Genomic DNA, 24,405 nt, shown 5'->3' with positions numbered 1-24,405 from the left:
AGTGGCGGAAATGTTTTTTCTATGACTGTAGAGAATACGCGATTGTGATGGCCCCCACAAGGGTTAAAGTTTTTTTTCGACATCTGTGGAAAAAAGATGACAGGCGCCCGCGGTCGGTCTACTGTGTGTTGTGTCACACCCGTCATCTGAGCAGATAGGCCCATGACGGCAAAAGACTTCCCTGCCGAGGCAGAGCCGCACCTCCACCGGACGCCGCCTTCTCGGCCCCTGCAAACAACGCACTAAAAGGAGCACGATGAGCATCAGCACAGCCACGGGAACCGTCGAACAAGCGTCGTCGACGGCAGAATCAAGGACGATCTTTGACCCGGCGACCGGCGAGCCCGTAGGCGAAGCCCCGATCCACACCATCGAAGACCTCGAGGGTGCCATTGAAGGCGCCGCTGCCGCGCAGCCGGCGTGGGCTGCCTTGGGCCACGAGGCCAGGTCCGCCGTGCTCATGAAGGCCGCCGATGCCGTCGAACGCTCTGCGGAAGAGCTCGCCCAACTGCTCTCCCGCGAGCAGGGCAAGCCGCTGAACGGCCCGAATGCCCGCTTTGAGGTGGGTGGCTGTGCCGCTTGGCTGCGCACCACCGCCGCTACCCCGCTGACCGCGGAAACCGTGGTGGACGACGGCGAAACCCGCGCCGAACTCCACTATCGGCCCATCGGCGTCGTTGGTGCCATCGGCCCTTGGAACTGGCCGATGCTGATCACCGTCTGGCAGATCGCACCGGCCCTGCGCATGGGTAACGCCGTGGTAGTCAAGCCATCCGAATACACACCGCTGTCTGTGCTTGCGTTGATCAAGGTCATCAACCAGGAACTGCCCGAAGGCCTGCTGTCGGTGGTCAGCGGCGGCCGCGACGTCGGCGCCCGCCTGGCCGAGCACCCGGCGATCGGGAAGGTCATGTTCACCGGCTCCACCGCCACGGGCAAGGCGATCATCAAGTCCTCGGCGGATACTGTCAAGCGTCTGACCCTTGAATTGGGTGGCAACGACGCCGGCATTGTCCTGCCCGATGCCGATCCCAAGGCCATCGCTGAAGGTCTGTTCTGGGGCGCGTTCATCAACACCGGCCAGACCTGCGCCGCACTGAAGCGCCTCTACGTCCACGACGACATCTACGACGCCGTCTGTTCTGAGCTAACCGCCGTGGCGGCCGCGATGCCGATGGGTGTTGGCCTGGACGAGAACAACGTGCTAGGTCCGCTGCAGAACCGGCAGCAGTTCGACATCGTCGCCCGGCTCGTGGAGGCAGCGAAGGAGTCCGGCGCGCGTGTCCTGCTCGGTGGCAACCCCGATGCCGATCAGCCCGGCAACTTCTACCCCACCACGCTGGTGGCCGACATCGACAACGACAACCCGCTGGTCGCCGAGGAACAGTTTGGCCCCGCCCTCCCGATCATCCGCTACAGCACCGTTGATGAGGCGGTCGCCAAGGCAAATGCGCTCGACGTCGGACTTGGCGCCTCGGTCTGGTCTTCCGACCCCGCCGCAGCCCGCGAAGTCGCATCCCGCATCCAGGCAGGAACCGTGTGGATCAACTCCCACGGAATGGTCAACCCCTTGATTCCCTTCGGAGGATCGAAGCAGTCCGGCTACGGCCTGGAATTCGGCGTTGAAGGACTCAAGGCCCTGGGCATTCCCCAAGTAATCAACGGCTAAGCGCCGTCAACCACTAGCGGTTCGCCGCGTGACTCGATACATAGACTCAGTCAGGTGGGGGATGCGATGGCGCCTCCCCCACCTGATACCTTCCCGGCCCCGCTTTTGTCGCAGTTGCTATTTTTTGAACAAGGCATATGCAGCGGGCACCGGTCGAACAACTCCCCCTGCTCTCGCATCCACCTTTCGGAGGCTGAAATGTCCCACCAAACCCCAAACACTCCCGTCACCGCGGACCCGCCAGGCCTAAGCCGACGCACGCTCGGAGTTCCCGCGCTGGTCTTCATGACCATTGCCGCCTCGGCGCCCCTAACTGTTGTCGCCGGAGGTTACCCCAGCAACTTCGCCGTGAGCGGAGTAATAGGCGTACCCCTCTCTTTCATTGTGCTGGGCGTGGCCCTCACCCTGTTCACGGTCGGCTATGCGGCCATGAGCACAAAAATCCGAAACGCCGGCGCCTTTTACGCATACATAGCCCAAGGTATCGGGAAGAGAACGGGTGTTGCAGCCTCGTTCATTGCACTGACTGCCTACAACTGCATCCAGATCGCAGTCTATGGTCTCTTCGGATTCGCCTCGGCCGCCTTCATCAACTCCAAGACAGGGGCAGAAATCCCTTGGTGGGCAACAGCCTCGGTGGCCTTCGTAGTTGTTGCGTGGCTAGGCATTAACAAGGTCGATTTCTCGGTTCGCGTAGTGGCCATAATGGTCGGACTCGAATTCCTCGCTGTCATCGTCTTCGACGTCGCCGCCTTTGCAGTGCAGCCCGAAGGGGTTTCGTCAGCGGGACTGATGCCGGGTGATTTGTTCACCGCCGGAGTGGGCGCCGTCCTGGCCTTCAGCATCGCGTCCTTCATGGGCTTTGAGTCAGCGGCAATCTACAGCGAGGAGTCGAAAGACCCCACGCGCTCCATTGCCCGGGCAACGTACATTTCCGTCGCCATCATCGCAGTGTTCTATGCATTCTCGGCTTGGGCCATGATGATCGGAACCGGACCGGACCAAATCGTTGGAGCATCCAGGGAACTGGGGCCGGAACTGCTGTTCGCCTTTCTCGGCCAAAATGTCGGCACGCTCATGGCCGACGTAGCCCAGGCCCTGTTCCTGACCAGCCTTTTCGCCTCGCTTCTGGCGTTCCACAACGCGGTTGCCCGATACATCTTCTCCCTAGCCAGGGAAAACGTGCTGCCGAAGCGCCTTGCTTACGTGAACGGGCGCACCCACGCCCCGGTCGCCGGCTCACTCACGCAATCCGCCATAGCCTTGATCGTCGTCCTGGTCTTCGCCGTAGCCGGGACAGGATCTGAACTAGGCTCCCTGTTTCCGGTCCTGACTCTCTTCACCTGGCTCTCAAACACAGCCGCCCTCGGACTGGTGTTTCTCATGGTTCTGGTCTCCCTCTCCGTGTGGGGCTACTTCCGTGCCAACCATCACGGGCACTCACTTTGGACCCGATTCATCGCCCCGCTGCTCAGCGCCTTGGCCTTGGGAGTCGTCTGCGTACTCATTTTCGTGAACTTTGACGTACTCATCGGTTCCTCAGGCTCGTCACTCCTTTCATGGATCCTCCCAGCCATCGCTCTATTACCGGGTGCCGCTGGACTATGGTGGGGCCACTACCTCAAGTCCAAGGCTCCCGCTGTCTATGACGGCATCGGACACGGCAGCGAAGGAGCCCCGGTCGGAGAACACCCTTCCGGCCAGCAAGCCTCGGATAGCGAGGTCCTGCAGGTCGCCCAGGCATAGCCAACAGATGCATGCACAGCACCCTCGGCGCCCTCACCGGGCCGCCGAGGGTGCCGTTGGTGTTGCGCACCGTCTGTCCATCCCCCAGTAGCGGCCATCCCAGCACAATAGTCCGGCATAGAGTTTGGCCAAGAGACAGTAAGCTTGGATTCGGGGCTTATGGCTATACCCGGCGATCCCATGAAGCACGAGCGAACCGTCCAGTTACTCTAAGTGGGGTCCGCAGGACGGACGGAGTAAAAGGAGTCTTCTTGCCAAAAGTTGTTGATCACGATCAGCGAAGAGTGCAGCTGGTGGGCGCCACGTGGAGGCTCATCGCCCGCGATGGCCTCGGCGGCGCGACCATGCGGGAAATCGCTGCAGAGGCAGGATTCGCCAATGGCGCCCTAAAACCCTACTTCAGCAGCAAAGAGCAACTGCTCACCTTCGCTTTCGAGCATGTCTTTCACGAGACGAACAAACGAATAGATAAGGCCACCGGGAGCAAGAAGGGCTTGGCTGCTCTCCGCGTGTTCTGCCACGAGGTACTGCCGCTGGACGAGGTAAAGCAGAGCGAAGCTCGAATCGTCATAGCGTTCTGGCAACGCGCGCTGGCCGATGCGTCCAAATCTGCGCTGCACGAACAATCGATGGAACAGTGGCGCAAGAGGATCCTCGTCCACCTCCGGGACGCCAGGGCCGCTGGGGAAACTGTCCCTGGGATAAGCGATGATGACTTCGCCGGGATCCTGATGAACATGCTTCTGGGGGCTCAAATCGGCGTTGCCCTCGCCCCTGGCACCTCCACCCCGGCCCAGCTCATTTCGCAGCTGGAAGCTCTGCTCCGGCTCATCCACATCCCATAGTTGTCCGACCGCCTCATTTTCGACGGCCCTGGGGCTGCGAGAGACCCGCCATCTTATGTCCTTCGGCTGTTACCCGGCTCAGGATCTTAGGTTGCCTGCCCGTCGTCGGTGTCATCCACTACTGCGAGCGGCAACTCGAAGGTGAACGAGGCCCCTCGTGATTCGTTTTCTTCGGCCCATAGGCGGCCCTGTTGCCGTGTGATGATACGGTGACTGAGGGCGAGGCCGATGCCGCTCCCGGCTGACTTTGATGTGAAGGCGCCGTCGAAAATGCGCCCGTCCGGGATGTGGGCCAACCCCTTGCCGCGATCGGCGACACGGAAGACACCGGAATCAGCCGTGGCGTAGGTCGTAATCGTGACGTGCCGTTCCTTCGGCGGCCAGCCTGACATCTCGTCAATGGCGTTGTGACAGAGATTTAAGATCACCTGGCCGGTGAGCACTTTTTCACATCTGATCCAAATGGGCACGTTGCCTTTCACGACTTGGATCTCGGTATCGTGCTGCCGGGCCCGGAGCATGATGAAGTAGAGGCAATCTTCGACAATGTCGTTGAGGTCGACAATCTGTTCAGACTGCTCAAGCTGGACGACGAATGCGCGCAGACTGGAGACTATCTGGTTTGCGCGGCTGATTTGTTTCTTGGCGTTGTCGAGCCCATATTCGAGGTCGTGCATGCTGGTTTCCGGATTGCGGAGCCGTCGCGCTGCGCCCTCGATGAAGTTCGTGGCCGCGGCCAGCGGCTGGCCCAACTCGTGGGCGATGGCCATGGCCATGTCTCCCATCGCGTTGTATCGGCCCAGATAGTTGAGGTGCTCAAGGTCCCGCCGGTGTTGTTTCTCGGCCGCCACTTGGTCAGATATGTCGTGAAGAAGCACCAGTGTGCCGGTCAGATCGTGCTCCAAGGCAATGTACTGGCAGCTGGCTCCGAACCAGGCCGTGGTCCCGTCAGGGCGCGCAATTTCCAAACGCAGGCTAACCGGGGATCCTTCCGGGTGGGGGTTGGCAAGGGCCTTTTGGAGTACCAGCTTGGACGGCGCCGTGCAAAGCCCCAGAAGAGCCGTGCCGATGAGCTGGTCGGCGTCCGTGCCGAGCTGCTCGCCGCCGGCGACGCTGGCATAACTGATGACCGAATCCTGATCCACGACCAGAATTCCTTCAGCCATGTGCCGCAGGAAAGCCTGCAACCTTCCCTCAGTGCGCTGCAGGTCCGACTTCAGCAGTTCCTCTTTTTCGATATCACGGAACTGAACCATAATGACCGGCCGCTGACGCAGTTCCACGCTCACGGCTATTGCCTCTGAAAGGAACTCCCGGCCAGTCTTTGACTTGTACATCCATTCAATGCGGCTCATGCCATGATCGACGGCATCCTGTAGCCAATGAACCCCGATGGAGCGCCGGAATTTCGGATCAGCGCTGCTCATGTCCGGCGCTTTAAGAGGCCTCAATTCATCAAGGCTGAACCCCAGCATGTCGCATGCTGCCTGGTTGGCCCACAAGATGTCTTTGGTCTCGGCATCATGAATGAGGATGCAGTATGTCAGCGACTGCATAAGGCTGGCGTAGTCGCCGACCTCAGGAAAGGGTAGCTCGCTAGCTAAAGAGGAGTTGGACACAAGGAATTTTACGCCCGGACGGCCGCCGCCGGGCATAGGTGAATCCCTTAGCAAACCAAGGTAATGCTGTGCTGGCCCACGAAGAATCTCCAATTGTTGCGTAATCGGCACTCCCATAGCTTTGAAGAAGACAAAATTCGATGCTGAACGAGTGGGAGCCTCACATGACAGAAGTCCTGAACACGACTTCAAGCGCTACCTTAGACGAGGTGCTGAAGACGGTAGAGCTACGCCGCGAAGAATTCGGTGATCAGAAGTCGGTACCCGTTGATGTGATTGCGGAGTTCAAAAAGGCTGGAATCTACCGCGCAGCAACCCCAAAGCAGTTTGGCGGGGATGCCCTGCAGCCGGCCGACTTCCTGAAGATTATTGAGCGCATCTCCGCGGTTGACGCCTCGGCCGGTTGGGTGGCGAGTTTTGGTTCTGCTCTGGTCTATCTGGCTGCCCTGCCGCTTGAAACCCAGGCGAAGCTCTATGCCGAAGGTCCGGACGTTGTATTTGCAGGCGGACTCTTCCCCGTCCAAAAGGTGGACCGTCTCCCGGGGGGATGGAACGTCACCGGCGAATGGAAGTTCTCAAGCGGATGCCGGGGCGCGGACATTATCGGCGTTGGGCTGGCTGGCGGAGACGACAGCAACGGAAAGCCCCTCACGGCGCTGCTGCGCCCGGACCAGGTTCAGATTGTCGAAAACTGGGATGTCATCGGACTTAAGGGCACGGGCAGCAACGATTTGCGCGTGCAGGGAGAGTTCGTACCGGATGAATGGACGTTTGTACGGGGCGGTGAACCGACCGTGGATGAGCCCCTGTACCGCTACCCAGCGATTGCCTATGCTGCCCAGGTACTTGCGGCCGTAAATCTCGGTACGGGCCGGGCAGCGCTCGACTACGCCATCCAGGTCGGCAGCGGACGCAGTGGGATCACCGGCGCTCCAAAACTGGCCGACCGAGCCTACTACCGCATCGACATCGCCAAAGCCGAAGCGTCCCTGCTGTCGGCCCGTGCGTTCTTCTACGAGATTTCTGAAGAAGTGTTCGCTACGGTCAGCGCCGGCGACCCGGCCACAGACAAGCAAAGGGCTCTCCTTCGCCTGGCATCAACACACGTTGCAAAAGTCGGGGCGGCAGCAGTCCAAAGCGCTTACACCTTGTCTGGAACCGCTGCCATCTACGATTCGAACCCTATGCAGCGATACCTCCGGGACGCCTCCGTCGTCACCCAGCATGCCTTCCTCGGAGACGGCATTTACGACGGCGCGGGCGCAGTCCTCATGGGCACCCCGCCGTCCATCCCGGCATTCATCTAGACACAGCACCAAGGAGCTAACGTGACAACCACCGCTGAACCGCTGCGAGTACTCTTCTGCATTGGCATCAACCAGAATTTTTTCGACCTCCCCAAGAATGAAATCGGCAGTGTCTGGACCGCATTTTCAGGAATGATGTCCGAAATGGCAGGCATGCAAGGCGTGCAGGTCATCGGAAACATGGATGACGACTCCCACATGGTGGGCCCTTCCACCGGATGGCCCTGGACCTGTTACATCCTCGCCGACGTTGACACTCAGGAGACCGTTAAAGACGCCTGCAACCTTTTCCGGACCACCATGATCGGCGAGCACGCCCTCTGGCATTACGCAACGGTCGAGGCCCGCATCGGGCGCGCCCTCGTGATCCGTGACGACGTGGCCCCAGCAGGATAAGCCATGGCAGCTGGTTGTCGAGGGCGGCACTGCCCTTATAAGCCACTTTCAGACAGAAAAGCTCTTCGTCCACGAACCGGCACAGAGACGCCCGAGATTCAACCAATATTTTACCCGCAACTGAAGGAGTACCGATGACTGTCCCAACTACAGACCGGTCAGGCGGTTTCGCCGGATTGGCAGCCGACGACCGTGTTGCTGCCCGGCTCTACACCGATCCCGAAATTTTTGACTGGGAGATGGAAAAGATCTTCTACAGCACCTGGGTCTGGGTCGCCCACGAGAGCGAGATTCCCGATGCCGGAAGTTTTAAAATGGCGCACGTCGGCCTGCAGCCGGTCGTAGTCAACCGCGACCGCAAGGGCAACTTCAACGTTCTCCTCAACCGCTGCCGGCACCGCGGCGCCAGCGTCTGCGAGGTTCCCAAAGGCAAGGCCAACGGGTTCACATGCGCTTACCACTCCTGGTCGTACTCGCTCGAGGGAAACCTCAGGGGCATCCCGTATCCGGACGGATACGAAGGTGTCATCGAAAAGAAGGATCTCTCCCTCCAAAAGCTGCGGGTAGAGTCGTACAACGGCCTCATTTTTGCCACGTTCAAGACGGACATCGAACCTCTCGAGGAATTCCTTGGCGACGCAAAGATTTGGATCGACCGCTTCATGAAGCAGGGCGCAGGCTTCCCGGTGAAGGTCCAGGGCGAACACAAGTTCCGGTTCGGGGGCAACTGGAAGATTCAGCTTGAAAACACCACCGACGGATACCACTTCCCGATCGTGCACCGCTCCTGGATGGCTTCGGTCGATGCAGAGACCGCAGACATGCTCTCCTTCATGACCGATGAGAAGGCCGTCACCCACGCTCTGGGCAACGGTCACAGCGTCGCTGTTATGGTCCCCGAACACGTTGATCTCGAAGAAGATGACGGTTCCGAAGAACTCCAGGAACGGTTCCGCCACATCATCGACGAGCTGTCCGAAACCATGCCCCAGGAACAGGTGCGCCGCATCGTCCGCACCATGCACGGCGCCGGCTACAACCTGAACCTGTTCCCGAACCTCTCACTGTCCATGTCCTTCTTCCGTGTGCTCCGCCCCATCTCCGTCAATGAAACCGAAATCCAGCACATGGCACTCGGCCTGGACGGCGGACCCGAAAGCGTCAACCGGGAGCGACTGCGCATTCACGAGCACTTCCAAGGCCCCTTCGGTTTTGGCACCTCCGATGACTCGGAGGCGTGGGACCGGGTACAGCGCGGAGCAGTAGCCAACCCGGATATGCCGATTCTGGTCAACCGCGGCCTTGGCCGCGAAGAAACCGTTGAAGAAGGCTGGAAGACCTCGCATGTGACGGATGAAACCGGCATGCGCGAATCGTACGCAATGTGGAAAAGGATGATGAGCGATGACAACTGAGGCACCTGAAGAAGCGGAAGCGATCGACAACCGCCCCGCCCGCGAGCCTTTTGACCTGGGTCTTGGCAACCTGTCTGATCCCCGCGTCGTCCGCGCAATTGAACTTATCTGGCTCGAAGCCCAACTTCTCGACGATAAGGACTACGAAGTCTGGCAGACCCTCTATACAGAAGATGCTAAGTACGTCATCCCGGTTGAACCGAATGTTGCGGACTTCGAATCGTCCCTGAACATGGTTTACGATGACGCCCGGATGCGTCACATGCGCGTAACCCGCCTAGTACAGGGCTACTCCATGTCTGCCGTCGCTGCGGCCCGCACCTCCCGGACAATCTCCCGTTTCACCGTCCAGGAGATCACGGAAAACACCGTCACCTTACGTTCAGCACAGGTGCTCGTGGGCTTCAAACGCGACAAGTTCCAGATGCTCGGCGCTGACCTCACCCACCGGATCAAGATTGCTGGCGACGATGCCCGGATCGACCTCAAGGTCATCCGCCTAGTCAACTCCGACTCAGCCGTCAACGCCTCCGGCTTCCTCCTCTAGGAGCACCATGAACAACGTCGCATTAGTTACAGGCGCCGCCCGAGGTCTCGGCGAAATCATCGCCCGTAAGCTGCACAAAGAGGGATTCCGGATAGCTATCACAGGCACCAGCGCGGAATCCGTCCAGCCGATCGCGGACAGCCTTGACCCGTCAGGGGAAACGGTTTGGGCGGGAGCACTGGACATCCGCCGGAAGAGTGACTTCGAAGCAGTCCTTGACGCTTTGGCTGAAAAGTGGGGCGGGACCGATGTCCTGGTCAACAATGCAGGGCGCTCAAAGGTGGCCCCTCTTCTGGAAATAACCCCCGAAGATTTTTCCGACAATGTCGAGATCAATCTCAAAGGGACCTTCCTGGGCTGCCAGGTTTTCGCACCGCACTTCCGCGACCGGGGCTACGGCCGGATCATCAACATCCATTCGCTGGCCGGGCATAACGGAGGAACAGCTACGGGAGCACACTATGCCGCCTCGAAAGGCGGTGTTTCGACCCTGACGAAGGTCTTCGCGCGGGAGTTCGCGTCCTCCGGGGTAACGGTTAATGCGGTGTCTCCAGGCCCACTGGAGCTTCCCGTTGTTTACGAAACGGTGGATCACGACAAGCTGGACTCCATCAAGGCAAGTATTCCCGTGGGCCGCTTTGGCGATGCCGAATTCGTTGCCGACACAGTTGCCCTGCTGGCCTCACCCGGCGCCTCATCGGTGACGGGAGCCTGCTGGGACATCAACGGCGGCATCTACATGCGCTAACCCTGGGCCAGGCCATCACCGATCAACGACAAACTAAAACAAGAAAGGAGCGTTGCCCCATGGGTATGTTCAAGGTACGGGTAGCCGAAGTTTTGGAGGAAACCGGTAACATCAAGTCCTTCCGCCTCCAGCGCACAGATGGGGCAGCGTTCGACCCCTACCCGGCGGGAGCGCACATTGACATTGTTGGCCCCACTGCGGTGGTGCGCCAATACTCACTGTGCAGTCCTCCGGATACGGCGGAAGACTACATCATCGCCGTCAAACTCGAACCAGAGTCGCGCGGCGGTTCAGCAGCACTCCATGGCCAGGTGGAAGTCGGCCAGGAACTCGAGATCAGCGCCCCACGCAATCTTCTCTCGGTCGCCACTGACGCTGACCGCCACATCCTTGTGGCCGCCGGCATCGGAGTCACACCAATGATCAGCATCGCGTACCATCTGCATCGCGCCGGACAGGACTTTGACCTGCATTACTTTGCACGGTCCCGTGATGAAGCGGCCTTCTGCGAATTACTCAGCGAAAGAAGTGGCTTCGGTGAACGAGTTCACTTCCACTTCGGTCTCAAACGTGAGGACCAACCTTCTGCTTTGGACAAAGCATTCGTCGGCCTCACTACCGTGTCGCACGTCTACACGTGCGGACCAGAAGGCTTCATGGAGCGCGTTCAACAGCACGCTTTGGCAGTGCTTTCGGAAGAAAACGTTCATATCGAACACTTCCAAGCGGGCACACCCATCGATACTGACAGCGACGTGCCATTCGAGGTTGAACTGGACGGTGAGGTCTACGAGGTCCCCGTCGGAAAGTCCATCGTGCAAGTTTTGGCGGACAACGAAGTTGAAGTCGACACCACATGCCAGGAAGGAATCTGCGGCACCTGCATTATGGGCGTCCTCGCCGGGCAGCCTGACCATCGTGACCAGTGCATGTCCAGCAGCGAGAAGAAAGCCAATGACCAGATCGCGGCGTGCGTTTCGAGAGCCAAGAGTTCACGCCTCGTCCTTGAGCTCTTCTGAGGATAGAGGCAGCAGCAGTCCAAAATGATAGAAATGCGTCAGGGCCGGCCCTTATGGGCCGGCCCTGATGCATTTACGGTCAAGGAATTCAGGCCGAGCCGATGACGTACTAAATCACGGGCACTTGGTGCTGCAGGATGTCGCGCACAAGCGTGGCAATGCTATCCGCGCCGGTTTTAGCCTTGATGCGGGTCCTGTGGACATCGATCGTTTTCACACTGGTTCCGAGCTTCCGAGCGATGTTTTGACTCGGAAGTCCATCGATGACCAATGCAAGTATTTCCCGCTCGCGGGGAGTCAAACTAGCAATTCGTTTCTTGATTTCTCGCCGTCCGCGGTCGGCTTCGAAGCGCTCCTGAGCCAGCTCCAAGGTTTCCTGGACCACGTCCAGCATGTGCTGGGGATCGTAGGGCTTTTCCAGAAAGTTCATGGCACCCTGCCGCAACGCCTTCACTGACATCCGTATGTCTCCATGTGCTGAGACAAAAATGATGGGAATCGGTGAGGAAAGCTGGTTCAAGGTCTCCTGCAGCTGGAACCCGCCAGTTCTGGGCATCCGGACATCCAGCACCAGGCACGCCGGCAATTCCGGATCATACTCGGCAAGGAATGTGGCCACGTCGTTGTAGATCCGGGACTTGATGTTCACCGACTCGAGCAGCCACGACAGTGAGGCGCATAGCTCCTGATCATCGTCAACGATGTACACGAGCGCTTCGGGTGAATCCATGGATGACGACCTTGCAAGGGGGAAATGGGCTTCCTTTGAAGCTACCTACCGGGGAACCCGGCAGTCAACGAAGATCGCGTAAAGATGTTACCTACTTTGCTAAGGCGAACGCTAAAGCCTGCTGGGACAAATTGCAATACTCATTAGCCCGCAATCATTCTAGATTCCTTTTATAGGAATTCACGAAATGACCGGCACCGGTCACGGCGGATGGAGAAACAAAATGCCCGAACTTTCCCAGATCCAGAAGGATTTCCGGTCGGCGATGGCCCACCTGCCGGCAGCAGTAAACGTCGTTACCACTGACGGCCCGCACGGCCGGGTCGGCATAACTGTTAGTGCTGTCTGCTCCGTGACCGATTCGCCGCCGACAGTTCTCGTCTGCGTAAACCAGGGCAGCGCTACACATGACATCTTCCGGAACAACGGCGAGATCTGCATCAACGTCCTCAGCGGCGAACACGAGGAGCTCGCCCGCCACTTTTCAGGTGCGACCAAGGTACCCATGGAGGAACGCTTCGGATGGGACATCTGGGAGAAGGACGCCGGAAGTGTGCCGGTCCTGCGGGACGCGCTGGTCAAGATCGTCGGCCGCATCAGCGATCGCTCCATTCAGGGGTCCCATTCAGTGATTTTCGTCCAGGTGGACCGCATTGAGGTTCAGGAGGAGCGTGACAGCCTCGTTTACTTCAAGCGGCAGTTTCATCGCCTTTCCGTGACACCGGAACTGGTGGCAGTTTGACCGCCCCCAACAGCCTGCTGGAGCTGACTTCCAAACTCCGTGACGGGACCATCACACCTCATGACGCCGTTGAGGACAGCCTCAAGTCCATCGCTGACACGGAAGAGTCAATTCGGGCATGGGTAATAGTGGATGAGGAAGGTGCCCTCGGGCAAGCATCCGCCCTGGAGGCTGCCGGCGGACCACCGGGGCCGCTGTGGGGCGTACCCGTTGCGGTAAAGGACCTCATCGACGTCCGAGGCCTGCCGACGGGGTGCGGGTCCAGTCTGAAAGGCCGTGTTCCTGCCCAGGTCGACGCAGACTGTGTTCGTCTCCTACGCGGTGCCGGAGCCGTGCTACTTGGCAAGACCGTGACGACCGAGTTCGGCTACTTCAGCCCCGGCCCCACCCGCAACCCCGTCAACCCCGAACACACCCCCGGCGGCTCATCCAGCGGCTCAGCAGCCGCCGTCGCAGCCGGCACGGTACCGCTGGCCCTGGGGACGCAAACGGCCGGATCCCTAACCCGCCCCGCCTCCTACTGCGGCGTTGCAGGCTTTGTGGCATCCCAAGGACAGTTCACGATGTCCGGCATAACCGGATTGAGCAAATCCCTGGATTCCCTCGGGTTACTGGCCCGCAGCGTGAAAGACCTTCGCTATGCGTGGGATGCCCTAAGCGGCCATGACGCAATCGAGACTCAGGACAACCCCGGTTCCGTGGATCTCCTGCTCTGGAACGGCAGCGGGCTGGACGAGCTGACCCCGGACATGACAGATGCACTGAACCACACCTCCACCGTGCTCAGCAACGGCCATGAAATTCACCACACCGAGTGGACAGACCACGAACTGATCCGCGGTCTGGCGGAAGACCACGCCACAGTGATGGCTGCAGAAGCCGCCGTCGAGCGCTCTGCTGAGCTCACTCAACCGGAGTCGCTGAGCCAACCCTTCATCGATCTCCTCACCGCGGGCCGCGGCGTCAAGGAGGAGCAGTACCATGCCGCCCTCGAGCGCCTCGCCGCTTCCCGTCGCATATTTCTGGCGTTGCTGGAACGATTCGATGCAGTGTTGGGCCCGGCGGCCCTGGGGGCGGCACCGCTCGGCGAAGCCACAGGAAGTCCCATTCTTAGCCGACCCTGGCAGGCAATGGGCCTTCCCGCGTTGACCATCCCCGGATTACGCAACCGGTTCGGGATGCCCCTTGGTTTGCAGCTCATCGGCGTCCCCGGCCGGGAACCGAAGCTCTTCGAAATCGGCGAACGCATAGAAAACGCCCTCCGCGCTTCTGCCAGCCATCACATCCAGCCGGCCCTCACTCAGTAGCAGGCGCCTGCTACATCCTCACTCCCCCGACGACAAAGAGGCATAAATGATTTCCTCAACTGCAAAGCCAGGATCCCTGGCAGAGGCCGTCCAAACTGGCCGCATGAATAAGCGGGCGTGGCTGATAACGGTCATGCTCGTTCTCTTCCAGATCATCGCCTTCGCCGATAAGGCAGTCCTGGGCCTCGTGGCCCAACAGGCGATACCTGAGCTAGGCATCAGCACGGTGCAATTTGGCTTCATCGGCAGCGCCTTTTTCTTTCTGTACGCCATCGCCTCAGTGTTCCTCGGGATCTGGGCAGGTAAAGTCCCCATCAAGTGGGTGCTCCTTGCCATGGGACTCAGCTGGGCTATTCTTCAATTTCCGATGCTCTTCGGCGGTGGTGCAGCAGTTCTTCTCGTAACCCGGATCCTGCTTGGCGGTGCCGAAGGACCAGCGACGGCCATCTCACTGTCATCAGCGCATTCCTGGTTTCGTCCGGCGGACAGATCCTTGCCCAGCAACCTCATCGCCATCGGTTCAACCCTCGGGCCTGTAGTGGCAGCCCCCCTGCTGGCCGTCGTTATCGTCAATTTCGGTTGGCGCTGGGCCTTCGGCGTATTGGGAATCTTCGGAGTTGTCTGGACGATAGCCTGGTTCATGTTGGGAGCCGATGGCCCATATGGAGGCAAGCGAGCCAAGTCATCCAAAACGGAGACCCACCACGGGTTGACGGCCCTCGAATCCGAAACAGCTGCCCGTGCGGAGGCGTCCACAAGCGCTCCAGGACCAGATTCCGCTGAGCAGGACAAACTGGCAGGAATCGATCGTCAGCAGCGCGTTCCATGGCGGGCAATCCTCACTTCCGGTTCCTTCGTCGTGGCCGTTTTCGCGGGATTCACTAACTTCTGGACGCAGGGGTTCCTGACCACCTGGTCCCCCAAATACCTCGCAGGTGTTGTTAATCTCTCGCCTGAAATGGTCGCCGTCTTCTTTACTTTCCCCTGGCTCTTCGGAGCCGCCGTCTTGCTCGCCCTGGGCATCCTCGGCCGGTACCTGATGAGGCGTGGCCTGAGCGTTCACAAAGCCATCGGCATACCCTTTGGGGTGTCTCTTGCCCTGGCCGGAGTGTCCTTCCTACTCCTGCCCGCAACAACGGGTGCGGCGTCGGTAGTACTACTGACAGTTGCCGCCGGGTGCAGTGTTATCTACCCCATGGCCCCGAGCGCCATGGCGTATGCGGTCGGGCCCCGGCAGAGGCCAGTCCTGATGGCCACGTTGGGAGGCATCGCATCTGTCGGCGCCATCATCTCCCCGACAGCTGTCGGTCTCTTCATGGACAATGCCGGCTACCGCACTCCAAGTCCAGGGCAAAAGGACACGGTCGAAATGATCGCGAACATGACCTCAGGGGTCCACCAATCATTCGGCGTGGCCGGCTTGCTGCTGCTTACGGCCGGCGTCCTGTCCGTCTTCTTCCTCAATCCCGACCGCACGGGTCAACGCCTACAGCGCAAGTACGCTCACGATGCAGACACTGAAAGCACTGTCGGCGCCAAACACTAAAACTGAAAACTGGTCTGACGAGGAGAGGCTCCGCTGGAAAATGCAGCGGAGCCTCTCCTCGTCAGTGCTCTGGTTAGCTTCGGTTTACCGCCAGGCGGCGTCCGCAGTCCAAAACTCCATCCCGTTGGCACTCATTCCATGCTGCCACTCTGATGTGCGTTTCAGTCCCGGCTCGACCAGGGCCGTGACGGCATCAGCCGCCATGGGCCCATCCTCATCCACCTGCCAATGAACCCAGTTCACCTCCAACCCTTGCTCGTCGTGAACGAACAAGTCCACGTGGTGCCAGCCATAGCCAAATGTGTCCGTGTAGCAGGTCAAAAACATGCGATGGAAGTTCCGTTGTCGCATCCATAGCCTCCTTAGCTTCGTTTCTTCCGAAGGCTACGACGGATTTTCCTGTCGCAACAGGAGAGAAAGCCTTACAGGGCCCTGTGATATTTCGCCTGTTGGTTGGTCCACCTGGCGACGAAAATTGAGGGGACAAGGACCCGTGACGCGGATCGTTGTCTCCCATCCAGTTAGAAACGACGTCATCGTCACGACCAAAGGTGTTGCTGTTGAAGATAGATCGCATAGAGGCGATCCCCTACTCGATCCCTTACTCAAGGCCACTCGCTTTCGCAAGCGGTTATGTGAGCGACGCCGAGCATGTGCTCATCCGCATGCACACGGACGAAGGAATTAGCGGAGTAGCAGATCTTCCCCCGCGCCCCTACACGTACGGTGAAACGCAGCAGTCAGCCATGGCCGTCGTAGAGACGATTTTTGCGCCCGCAATCCTGGGCTTGGACCCACTGGAGCGCGGCAAGATCCACGCCATCCTCAACCGAACTGTCCACAATCAAACCGCCAAGGGTGCCATTGACATCGCTCTGTGGGACATCATTGGGAAGTCCTGCGACAAACCGGTGTCCAGCCTGCTCGGCGCGTACACGGACCGCATGTCAGTGAGTCACATGCTCGGATTCAAACCGGCGTCGGAACTCCTTGACGAAGCAGTAAGCATCAGGGCCGAATACGGCATCAACACATTCAAACTCAAGGTTGGGCGCCGCCCGCTCGCGCTTGACATAGAGGCCTGCCACGTCTTAAGGGACGGTCTGGGCTCCGACGTGGACATATACCTGGATGCAAACCGCGGCTGGACAGCAAATGAGGCTCTGGAGGTCCTCCGGAGAACCGAAGGGCTGGGTCTTTCGCTGCTGGAAGAGCCTTGCGACGCGAAAGAGACCATGAGCCGGCGCCGCCTCGTTACCAAATCGGCCATCCCCGTCGTAGGCGACGAAAGTGTCCCTACCGCCGGAGACGTCTCGCGGGAACTGCTCTCCGGCGGCTGCAACGCCATCAGCATCAAGACAGCACGCAGCGGATTCACAGAAGCCCAACAAATCCTGGGGCTGTGCACCGGACTGGGCATCGACGTCGTCATGGGCAACCAGATCGATTCCCAAATCGGAACGCTGGCCACCATCGCCTTCGGGGCAGCCCACGAAGCAACCTCACGCCGGGCCGGGGAACTTTCCAACTTCCTGGACATGTCCGATGACCTGCTCGCAGAACCGCTCACCATCATCAACGGAACGATTAAGGTCCGCGACGTTCCAGGCGTAGGGGCCGACATCGATCCCGAGCGGCTCGAACGCTATCGGCAAGACCGCTAGCCCGACAGACCAAACCCACTCCGGAGGAATCTACCAATGCTTTATCTCGTCAAGATGGACGTGAATGTTCCATCACATCTGCCACCGGCGGAAGTTGAAGCCGCTAAGGCCACCGAAAGAGCCCGTTCCCAGGAGTTGCAACGTGACGGGCGCTGGGTTCACCTGTGGCGCGTCGTGGGCCGCTACTCAAACTACTCAGTATTCGACGTGGACAGCAACGACGAACTCCACGAAATCCTGCAGGCACTCCCGCTTTACCCCTTCATGAAAATCGAGGTCACACCCCTTGCTCAGCACCCTTCCGCCCTCGATAGCAGCAAATAACGAAACATGTCAGGTATCGCTAAAGAAGCCTGACACTCAGAAAGGAACACCATGTCCGTAGAAACACAGGCCACAGCCGCTGACTCGGGAGCCAAGGCTACCGAGCGCTTCCGGGCCAACAAGAGCGTCACCTCCGAAGTCACCACTGAACGGGTTAACCGACTTGCTTCACGCGCCATCAAAGCCCTGGTCGACACCGTTCTTGAGGAAAAGGTCACCTATGAGGAGTACAACGCACTCAAGGCCTGGCTGATCGAGGTGGGCGAGACCGGCGAATGGCCACTGTTCCTAGACGTGTGGGTCGAACATGCCGTCGAGGAAGTGGCCAACGAAAACCGGCAAGGCAGCAAGGGCACCATCGAAGGCCCCTACTACGTACCCGAATCACCGGTCTTGGAGTCCCCCGGAACACTCCCGATGCGCGACGATGAGCCGGGCACGCCACTGGTGCTGCACGGCAAAGTCACCAAAGTCGACGGCAGCGCCCTTGCCGGCGCAAAAGTGGAAATCTGGCACGCGGATGATCTTGGCTTCTACTCCCAGTTCGCGCCCGAAATTCCCGAGTGGAACCTCCGTGGCACAATCCTGACAGACGATGACGGGCGGTACGAAATCAACACCGTGCAGCCCGCGCCTTACCAGATCCCCACAGACGGGGCCTGTGGGAAACTCATCGAAGCAGCAGGCTGGCACGCCTGGCGCCCCGCCCACCTCCACCTGAAAGTCAGCGCCGACAACCACCAACTGATCACGACCCAGCTCTACTTCCAGGCCGGCGAACACCTCAGCGACGATATCGCCTCGGCAGTCAAGCCGGAACTGATTCTCAACCCCCAGGACAAGAACGACGGCTCGGACAAGGAAGTGGCCTACGACTTCGCCCTGGCGCAGGCAAACTAGCACCACCCAGCAGCCGGCGAACTTGCAGCGGCGTGGTCTCCCCCAGAAATCCTCAGGGGGAGACCACACGTGCTACTGCACAAGGAAGCCAACATTCCAGACGACCGAGGTGCCGCCGCCCCCGCGGTGGCTATTTCCAAAATTCATTCGCATACCTACAACCGGGTCACGACTCTAGGGAGGACCGACAGATGACACAGGTTATCGCCGACTTTTATGTCGAAACCAGAACCGAAATGGACGAGAAACTGAATGCAGCGGTTAGGGCTGCTCAAATAAACGCAGGTTACGACCGGCGGTGTGTCCTCCTTGTTATACGTCACGACTTCGGTCATTTCTCCGTCGCCTTCTCGCCCGATGTCCCATTCGGATCTATCATCGAGAAACGATTCTGTCCGGCGACCATCGCATCCCAAGTTGCTCCAAACTTAATGGCCACACCCAAGTTTCCTGAGGCAAGTGCCGGCTACGGAAAGCAGCTCGCGCTGTAACGCGCCGATGCAGCAGGCGTGACCCTGCGGACGCCTTGCGTGACTTCCGTTCAGGGTTGTCCCGGACACGACGCCCACCGTCCCGGAGCGGGCCAAGGGCTTTGACGATCCTGAATTGGGCCTCCGGCGTCGGCCTGCTCCTCGGCGTCTTGGACGTGATCATCTCGGCATTCGCATGGTTATCCAGCTCGCCGGCAGTAGCGGCGGGAAACACATCATCAAGCTCGGTTGGGTCCTGCCCGACTGCATCATCATCTCCGGCGCCACGGCATTGTCGGCGCCTTCGCCTAACCCGACTACCGGACTCGGGAATTAACCCGAACGCGCAAACGCCTGATCGAGGTTCAACGAGCTGCCGGTCTCAAGCCTGATGCCTCATAACCATCGCGTTGAAAGACACGGGTTGATGAGTAGATGCTGCCGCTACCCTCATGGGCGCTTCAGACCAGCAGTAACGAACCTGACGATTCAAGTGGCATCCCGCACGCATTCGTCGATCATGGTGCGGCCGGCATCGACGTCTCCACACGTTAGATCTCCAAGGATGGGAAGCATACGATTGGCCGCAGCTACCAGATGCCCTTCGCCGACCGCGTCCGGCAGGAGATCGCCGCACCGGCCGGAGTTGCGGTGATTGTCGTAGGTGCCATCTCCACCTACGACGATGCCAACTCCGTCCTCCTGGCCGGACGCGCTTACCTCGTGGCACTCGGTCGCGCACACCCGCACAACCCGCACACCCGCACACCCGCAGTGGACATTGCACGCTGCCGCTGAACAGGAATACGACGGCCCTGGGTCACAGTGGATCCCACAGTTCAGGGCCGGTCGCCCCAAGCCCCTGAGCGGCCGTACCGATGCCGACCGTCCCAAGGAACCTGATTCCATCACACAGGACGGGCACCTGCGCTGGACACCCGGTGTCTCCGCAGAGGAGGCGATACTGACCCCATAATTAACCACGTGCCGCCACAAGCGCAGCATGGTCTTTGAGACGTTGTTGCCAGCTCAGACCTGACATCGCAAGTGGCCCTCAGACCTACGGCATCGCTAAAGCGACCCTAATTCGCGCCATACTCCCTGTGGCAGGACACGATGCCCGATGCCTTGGGGACATGTGACCGCGGCAGGCAGAGCTCCCCCCGGCGAAAGTCCTGGCCGCGGGAGCCGGCGCCGCCTGCCTGGCACCGATAGGTGCATCGGGCAGTCTCGGCGCGATCCTCCGCGCCACCGAACCCGGCCCGAGGTGGCCGACAAGGTGAAGTCCACCGGCGGGGTCCACCTTCTAGGTCGAGGTCGAGGAGGCCCGAAGTCCTCAGACGCGAATGCCATGGCCACCAGCGAGGGCCTACAACCGGCGCGCTCGAGACTACTCCGAACAGGTTCTTAGTCCCTCGTCTAGCTCGGCACGTGCACCCAGGTCCGCAACGCCTCGGGATTCACTCCAAGCTGCTCGCCGATCCGGCGGTAAGCCCCTGTCCTGGTCGACGTGTCCTTCCTTGCCTCAATCGCCATCCGCGTCGCGCGCTCACGCAGTTCGACCCGGCACTTCCGTTGTCCTGGTGTGGGACTGTCCTTCCGGGTAATCGATGCCTCCTTCAAACGCGGGCGATTCAGCGCTGCCTTTCGTGAAATTGTGGATAGGCCAAAGATGAGGGGTCTAGTCCGCCGGGGAAGGCCCGGGAGGTGAAATGTGTTGCTCGCAGGTTGTTCGCTTCCTGGTCGGCGGTTTTGTGGGATCCAATGCGCGCCCTCGATGGGCGCACTTAGGTGATCCGCCTGTACTGACCGGACGGTCTGACGGACACTGATTCACGTCCTCTTACGCCGGGAACGACGAGCGGGCGGAGAATCCAAAATCGGACAGCAGGTTCACCCCGTTAATCGCTCGTGCCTGAGGAGAAGAGAGGAACAGTACGCTTCGGGCCACATCCTCTGCTGTGTTGACCGGGTATGGCGCGTCCTCGAAGCTCTCGACGCCCAGACCGCGACGTGCCATGGGCGTGTCGACAATCGACGGGCACACACTGTTGACTCTGATGCCGTGTTGGACGAAAAGCTCGAAAGAAAGAGCCCTGGTCAATTGCACCAGGGCACCTTTCGAGGCGTTGTAGGCAAGCATGCCTGGGGCCGAGACGAATCCCGAATCCGACCCGATAATCGTCACGGATGCGTGCTCCTCCTCGACCATGTGTGGCAGCGAGTGCTTGACAGTGTGGAATACGCCGAGCACGTTCACCTCAAGAACACGACGAAAGTCGGCGGTAGTGACGTCACCGACGCTAGCGCCCAATTCCCCGTCAATGCCGGCACTGGCCACGACCGTATCGACTCCCCCCATGGCAGTGCTCAGTTCGTTGATGGCCCCGGCAATCTCCGTTTCGTCGGAGACGTCTGCCACCCTGGTGTGCAGGCGATTGCCATATCCGGCGAGGGCGTCACCAAATGCCTTGTCAACGATACCGACCTGGGCACCGCTTTCGAGGAATGCCTTCGCGACAGCCAAACCGATACCTGAAGCACCGCCGGTCACGATTACACGTCCTGGGGTTTTTGTCTGACTCATGTCGTTCTCGCTTTCAATCTTGGGTCCGTTTTTGTTTTCCCGCACGCATGGCCGGGGAATCTGAACCGTGCCAGGCTCAGGCCGTTTTCCTGCTGGGAGCCTCGTCGTCTGGCAAAGCGTCTATTTGAGCTTAGAAGTGCTGCTCGAACTCGTCGGGAGGGCACATCGGTTGGTTGCTGCGCCGCCGGGTGGTGTTGTACCAGTGGACCCACTCCATGGTCACTTTCGCCACATCCCGATGATCCCGTCTTGACCTGCAGTCCGAAGCCGCCCATCGATAGGTCGCTGATCGCCCTAGTCTCCCAGTCCATAATCCGGTCGTTGACCTCCTGACGCTTTGGCGGCGCGACACCACCGTCCCAATTGCTCCAATGGCTGGACGAATCCGGCGCCCACTACGGGGATCACACTGCCGTAAAGCCGCCGTCCGCCGTGACAACGGAGCCAGTCATAAAGAGCGACGCGTCCGACAGCATCCAGCCCACGATGGCTGCCATCTCCTCAGGTTCGGCAATGCGACCCTGAGGAGTCATCTCAGCCATCTTTTCGAGGGCGCCCTCCTCGTTCAACCAGTCGGTAAGAAGGTTCGTCCGCACAGCTCCAGGAGCAAGGGCGTTTACCCGGATGCCGAGTCGCCCATAGTCTGCAGCTGCTGACTTGGTCAGGCCAATGACAGCATGCTTACTCGCGCAATAGGGGCCGATTCCCGGCGCCGCAATTATGCCGCCCACCGATGCGGTGTTGAGAATGACGCCCCCGCCGGCACGGAGCATGGCGGGGATTTCGTGCCTCATCGACCGGTAGACCCCAAAAAAGTTCACGTCAAGGATACGGCTTACTTCATTGGGATCCTGTTCATGCAACAAAAGCGCTGGCCCATCGACGCCCGCATTATTGAACGCTAGGTGAAGTGCACCGTACTCCCGCTCAATAAATTCGACGGCGGCAGCGACTTCGCTGTCGACCGTTACATCAAGCAAGATCGCGGATGCCACGCTACCTCGCTCGACGATCTGCTTAGCGATGACAGATGTCGCGGCAAGGTTACGATCCGCCAAAATCACCGTCGCGCCACAGTCGGCCAGATAGAGTGATGCGCTGGCCCCGATGCCTCCGCCGGCGCCGGTGACGAGACAAACTTTGTCCAACAGATCGGGATGTCCAATATGCGGAAGGGTTGACATAACAGATTCCTTAGATGGTGGCATGATCTCACTTCGTCGTCGCGGACGATGCGAAGTTGCTGACGAACGTCGCTTAGCACCTCACACGTATTGCGATCCATCACGAAAAGTTCCAAATTGTCGCCGCGGTCATTTCCGCGGAGGGGTGCAGGCGTGGAAGTGCTCTCGGTGCCGACATCTTTGAAGGACGCGGGGCGGGTCTCTCGCAGGGACACCGTCGAGCGCAAGCCTCGGTCGATGACTCCGACCGCGGCCGTTTTTGCCGAAAATGACCGCGCGCCTGCGGCCGCTACTAGGCCGAGAACCAGTAATCGGTAGAAGGCTTACTATTTCAAGTTGAATTGTCTCTGTACAACCTGAAAATAAATTTCGTCTGCGCGACGCCGGGTCGATGTCATTGCACGTTTCACTCATCCCAGAGCTTGCGAGCTGTCGCCCAGGCTGACGCGGCAAGGTCGTTGCTCGCAGGAATATAACGCGCGCCCTCGAAGGAGTTGGCTGGAGGTGTAAACGCGCCACGTTCGATCAGGCGACGGATATTGTCGCGGTAGACCTCATCGACCTCGGCGTGTTGCGCCGGCTCCTGCTTAAGCCAAAGATTTGCGGGATGAATTGGTTTTTCGTACATCTGTTGGAAAATCTCAGTACGCAGATCTTTCATCCAGTTGGAGTTGAGGTTCATGACACGGAACTGGCGCAGCGCTTCTACGTCGACGATCCCGGCCACCAGTGTGTTGTTGCCCGAGGACGTATGAGCTACCACGTTGCCTTGATAGTCAATGATGTGGGAGTTCCCGCCGCCGATGTCGAATGGATGCTCCATCGCGGGATGCGCATAGACCGGGCCAACATTCGGACATATCATGTACAGGCTGTTGAAGTGTGCGTGGGCACGATTCTGCAGCAGCCAAGTACCTCCGGCGTCAGGGCCAGTTTGAGTCATGGGTACCGCCTCGCTGGGTCGATAGACGACCTCGGCGCCATTTAGGGCCAGCGCTCGGACAGCTTCGGGATATTCGCCATCACTACAACAGATCGTGCCGATGTTGCCGATGTCTGGGGTACGTAGAACCGGATAGAAGGCATCGATACCACTGCCAAATAGTTCGACCCACCGATCGTAGATGTCGTGAGGGGTGCAAGAGCGCTCACGACACCATAGATGGTTCTTGGCCGCGCGATGCACGATCTCACCCTCTGGCGAGATAACAATCATGTTGTTGAAGAATCTATCGGGCATCACCTCTGGCCAGCGCGCCTTACACTGCACGGCAATATAGGTCTTGTAATGGCGCGCAAGAGCGGAAAGCCGCTCAGTTTCCGGTCCTGGGATATCAATGAACAGTTCGCGCGCTGCGGTTACATGCGGTATGTCGAAGATCTCGTCCGTAAAGCCAGTCAGGGCGCCCTCTGCCAGAGTGATGAATTTGACGGGCATGTTTATGCCGATTGTCGAGACAGCGGCGTGGATCGCGTCCTCAATAATGTCCAGATTCCGCCCAATATGTCTGCGCTCACCGATCCCGTGCACGACCGTAGACAGTCCCACAGCCATGTAAGGAGCTACCGGCATTATCTGGGCTGCCTTGGGTTCGGGAGCTCGCACCGTACTCGCTTTAATGCGCTGCTTCGGAGGGCGA

At 59.6% G+C, this 24,405-nt stretch carries 23 protein-coding genes; 17 read left to right on the top strand and 6 right to left on the bottom strand.

Features of this window, described 5'->3' with window-relative positions:
* The first annotated feature begins 256 nt into the window (after positions 1-256).
* From FCN77_RS09845 to FCN77_RS09835, 3 genes are all read left to right on the top strand, one after another.
* Positions 257-1,669 (top strand): aldehyde dehydrogenase family protein, encoded by a 1,413-nt coding sequence (locus tag FCN77_RS09845; protein WP_137322128.1) that lies wholly within the window; start codon positions 257-259, stop codon positions 1,667-1,669.
* Between the two features lie 198 nt (positions 1,670-1,867).
* Positions 1,868-3,415 (top strand): APC family permease, encoded by a 1,548-nt coding sequence (locus FCN77_RS09840; RefSeq protein ID WP_137322127.1) that lies wholly within the window; start codon positions 1,868-1,870, stop codon positions 3,413-3,415.
* 251 nt (positions 3,416-3,666) lie between these two features.
* Complete coding sequence (locus FCN77_RS09835) at positions 3,667-4,260, top strand: TetR/AcrR family transcriptional regulator (protein ID WP_137322126.1); 594 nt, start codon at positions 3,667-3,669, stop codon at positions 4,258-4,260.
* Positions 4,261-4,346: 86 nt separating this feature from the next.
* Here the strand turns inward: FCN77_RS09835 and FCN77_RS09830 are convergent, their stop codons facing one another.
* Complete coding sequence (locus FCN77_RS09830) at positions 4,347-5,915, bottom strand: PAS domain S-box protein (RefSeq protein ID WP_137322125.1); 1,569 nt, start codon at positions 5,913-5,915, stop codon at positions 4,347-4,349.
* A 128-nt stretch (positions 5,916-6,043) separates the two neighbouring features.
* Here FCN77_RS09830 and FCN77_RS09825 point away from each other — a divergent pair, with 128 nt between their 5' ends.
* The 6 genes from FCN77_RS09825 to FCN77_RS09800 all read left to right on the top strand — a co-directional run bounded on the left by FCN77_RS09825 (position 6,044) and on the right by FCN77_RS09800 (position 11,311).
* Complete coding sequence (locus FCN77_RS09825; protein ID WP_137322124.1) at positions 6,044-7,186, top strand: acyl-CoA dehydrogenase family protein; 1,143 nt, start codon at positions 6,044-6,046, stop codon at positions 7,184-7,186.
* 21 nt (positions 7,187-7,207) lie between these two features.
* On the top strand, positions 7,208-7,582 hold the full coding sequence (locus FCN77_RS09820; RefSeq protein WP_137322123.1) for a hypothetical protein: 375 nt from the start codon (positions 7,208-7,210) through the stop codon (positions 7,580-7,582).
* A 134-nt stretch (positions 7,583-7,716) separates the two neighbouring features.
* Positions 7,717-8,997, top strand: a complete 1,281-nt coding sequence (locus tag FCN77_RS09815) for a Rieske 2Fe-2S domain-containing protein (protein ID WP_137322122.1) — start codon at positions 7,717-7,719, stop codon at positions 8,995-8,997.
* A complete protein-coding gene (locus tag FCN77_RS09810) occupies positions 8,987-9,544 on the top strand; it encodes an aromatic-ring-hydroxylating dioxygenase subunit beta (RefSeq protein WP_137322121.1) in 558 nt (185 codons plus the stop codon). The genes FCN77_RS09815 and FCN77_RS09810 overlap by 11 nt, the downstream gene beginning before the upstream one ends.
* Before the next feature lie 7 nt (positions 9,545-9,551).
* A complete protein-coding gene (locus tag FCN77_RS09805; protein WP_137322120.1) occupies positions 9,552-10,292 on the top strand; it encodes an SDR family NAD(P)-dependent oxidoreductase in 741 nt (246 codons plus the stop codon).
* A 59-nt stretch (positions 10,293-10,351) separates the two neighbouring features.
* Entirely contained in the window at positions 10,352-11,311 is a 960-nt protein-coding gene (locus FCN77_RS09800) for a PDR/VanB family oxidoreductase (protein WP_137322119.1), read from the top strand.
* A 109-nt stretch (positions 11,312-11,420) separates the two neighbouring features.
* Here the strand turns inward: FCN77_RS09800 and FCN77_RS09795 are convergent, their stop codons facing one another.
* Complete coding sequence (locus tag FCN77_RS09795) at positions 11,421-12,041, bottom strand: response regulator transcription factor (protein ID WP_137322118.1); 621 nt, start codon at positions 12,039-12,041, stop codon at positions 11,421-11,423.
* Between the two features lie 223 nt (positions 12,042-12,264).
* Between FCN77_RS09795 and hpaC the strand changes: the two genes are divergently transcribed.
* Genes hpaC through FCN77_RS09780 form a run of 3 tightly spaced genes read left to right on the top strand, consistent with a single transcriptional unit; the run spans position 12,265 to position 15,636 of the window.
* Positions 12,265-12,783 (top strand): 4-hydroxyphenylacetate 3-monooxygenase, reductase component, encoded by a 519-nt coding sequence (gene hpaC / locus FCN77_RS09790; RefSeq protein ID WP_137322117.1) that lies wholly within the window; start codon positions 12,265-12,267, stop codon positions 12,781-12,783.
* Positions 12,780-14,090, top strand: coding sequence for an amidase (locus tag FCN77_RS09785; protein ID WP_137322116.1), 1,311 nt, complete (start codon positions 12,780-12,782; stop codon positions 14,088-14,090). The genes hpaC and FCN77_RS09785 overlap by 4 nt, the downstream gene beginning before the upstream one ends.
* Before the next feature lie 46 nt (positions 14,091-14,136).
* The gene (locus tag FCN77_RS09780) at positions 14,137-15,636 is read left to right on the top strand and encodes an MFS transporter (protein ID WP_217496255.1); all 1,500 of its coding nucleotides are present in this window, start codon (positions 14,137-14,139) and stop codon (positions 15,634-15,636) included.
* Between the two features lie 84 nt (positions 15,637-15,720).
* On the opposite strand, the gene FCN77_RS09775 is transcribed toward FCN77_RS09780, so the two are convergent.
* Entirely contained in the window at positions 15,721-15,987 is a 267-nt protein-coding gene (locus FCN77_RS09775; protein WP_137322114.1) for a hypothetical protein, read from the bottom strand.
* 209 nt (positions 15,988-16,196) lie between these two features.
* On the opposite strand from FCN77_RS09775, the gene FCN77_RS09770 reads away from it, so the two are divergent.
* From FCN77_RS09770 to FCN77_RS26725, 5 genes are all read left to right on the top strand, one after another.
* Complete coding sequence (locus tag FCN77_RS09770) at positions 16,197-17,300, top strand: mandelate racemase/muconate lactonizing enzyme family protein (RefSeq protein ID WP_137322113.1); 1,104 nt, start codon at positions 16,197-16,199, stop codon at positions 17,298-17,300.
* A 36-nt stretch (positions 17,301-17,336) separates the two neighbouring features.
* A complete protein-coding gene (gene catC, locus FCN77_RS09765) occupies positions 17,337-17,624 on the top strand; it encodes a muconolactone Delta-isomerase (RefSeq protein ID WP_137322112.1) in 288 nt (95 codons plus the stop codon).
* 51 nt (positions 17,625-17,675) lie between these two features.
* Entirely contained in the window at positions 17,676-18,524 is an 849-nt protein-coding gene (gene catA / locus FCN77_RS09760; RefSeq protein WP_137322111.1) for a catechol 1,2-dioxygenase, read from the top strand.
* A 191-nt stretch (positions 18,525-18,715) separates the two neighbouring features.
* On the top strand, positions 18,716-19,015 hold the full coding sequence (locus FCN77_RS09755) for a hypothetical protein (RefSeq protein ID WP_137322110.1): 300 nt from the start codon (positions 18,716-18,718) through the stop codon (positions 19,013-19,015).
* A 576-nt stretch (positions 19,016-19,591) separates the two neighbouring features.
* Positions 19,592-19,792: a hypothetical protein gene (locus FCN77_RS26725; protein ID WP_254678917.1), complete on the top strand. Its 201-nt coding sequence runs from the start codon at positions 19,592-19,594 to the stop codon at positions 19,790-19,792.
* Positions 19,793-20,837: 1,045 nt separating this feature from the next.
* Here FCN77_RS26725 and FCN77_RS09730 read toward each other — a convergent pair.
* The 3 genes from FCN77_RS09730 to FCN77_RS09720 all read right to left on the bottom strand — a co-directional run bounded on the left by FCN77_RS09730 (position 20,838) and on the right by FCN77_RS09720 (position 24,320).
* Entirely contained in the window at positions 20,838-21,581 is a 744-nt protein-coding gene (locus tag FCN77_RS09730) for an SDR family NAD(P)-dependent oxidoreductase (protein WP_137324719.1), read from the bottom strand.
* 404 nt (positions 21,582-21,985) lie between these two features.
* Complete coding sequence (locus FCN77_RS09725; protein WP_175417197.1) at positions 21,986-22,765, bottom strand: SDR family NAD(P)-dependent oxidoreductase; 780 nt, start codon at positions 22,763-22,765, stop codon at positions 21,986-21,988.
* A 406-nt stretch (positions 22,766-23,171) separates the two neighbouring features.
* Positions 23,172-24,320, bottom strand: a complete 1,149-nt coding sequence (locus FCN77_RS09720) for a nitrilase-related carbon-nitrogen hydrolase (protein ID WP_217496254.1) — start codon at positions 24,318-24,320, stop codon at positions 23,172-23,174.
* Positions 24,321-24,405 lie beyond the last annotated feature (85 nt).

Source organism: Arthrobacter sp. 24S4-2 (genome assembly GCF_005280255.1).
In the GTDB taxonomy this organism is placed as follows: Bacteria; Actinomycetota; Actinomycetes; order Actinomycetales; family Micrococcaceae; genus Arthrobacter.
Note: the sequence above shows the minus strand (reverse complement) of the source record. Positions and strands in the feature narration are given on the sequence as shown.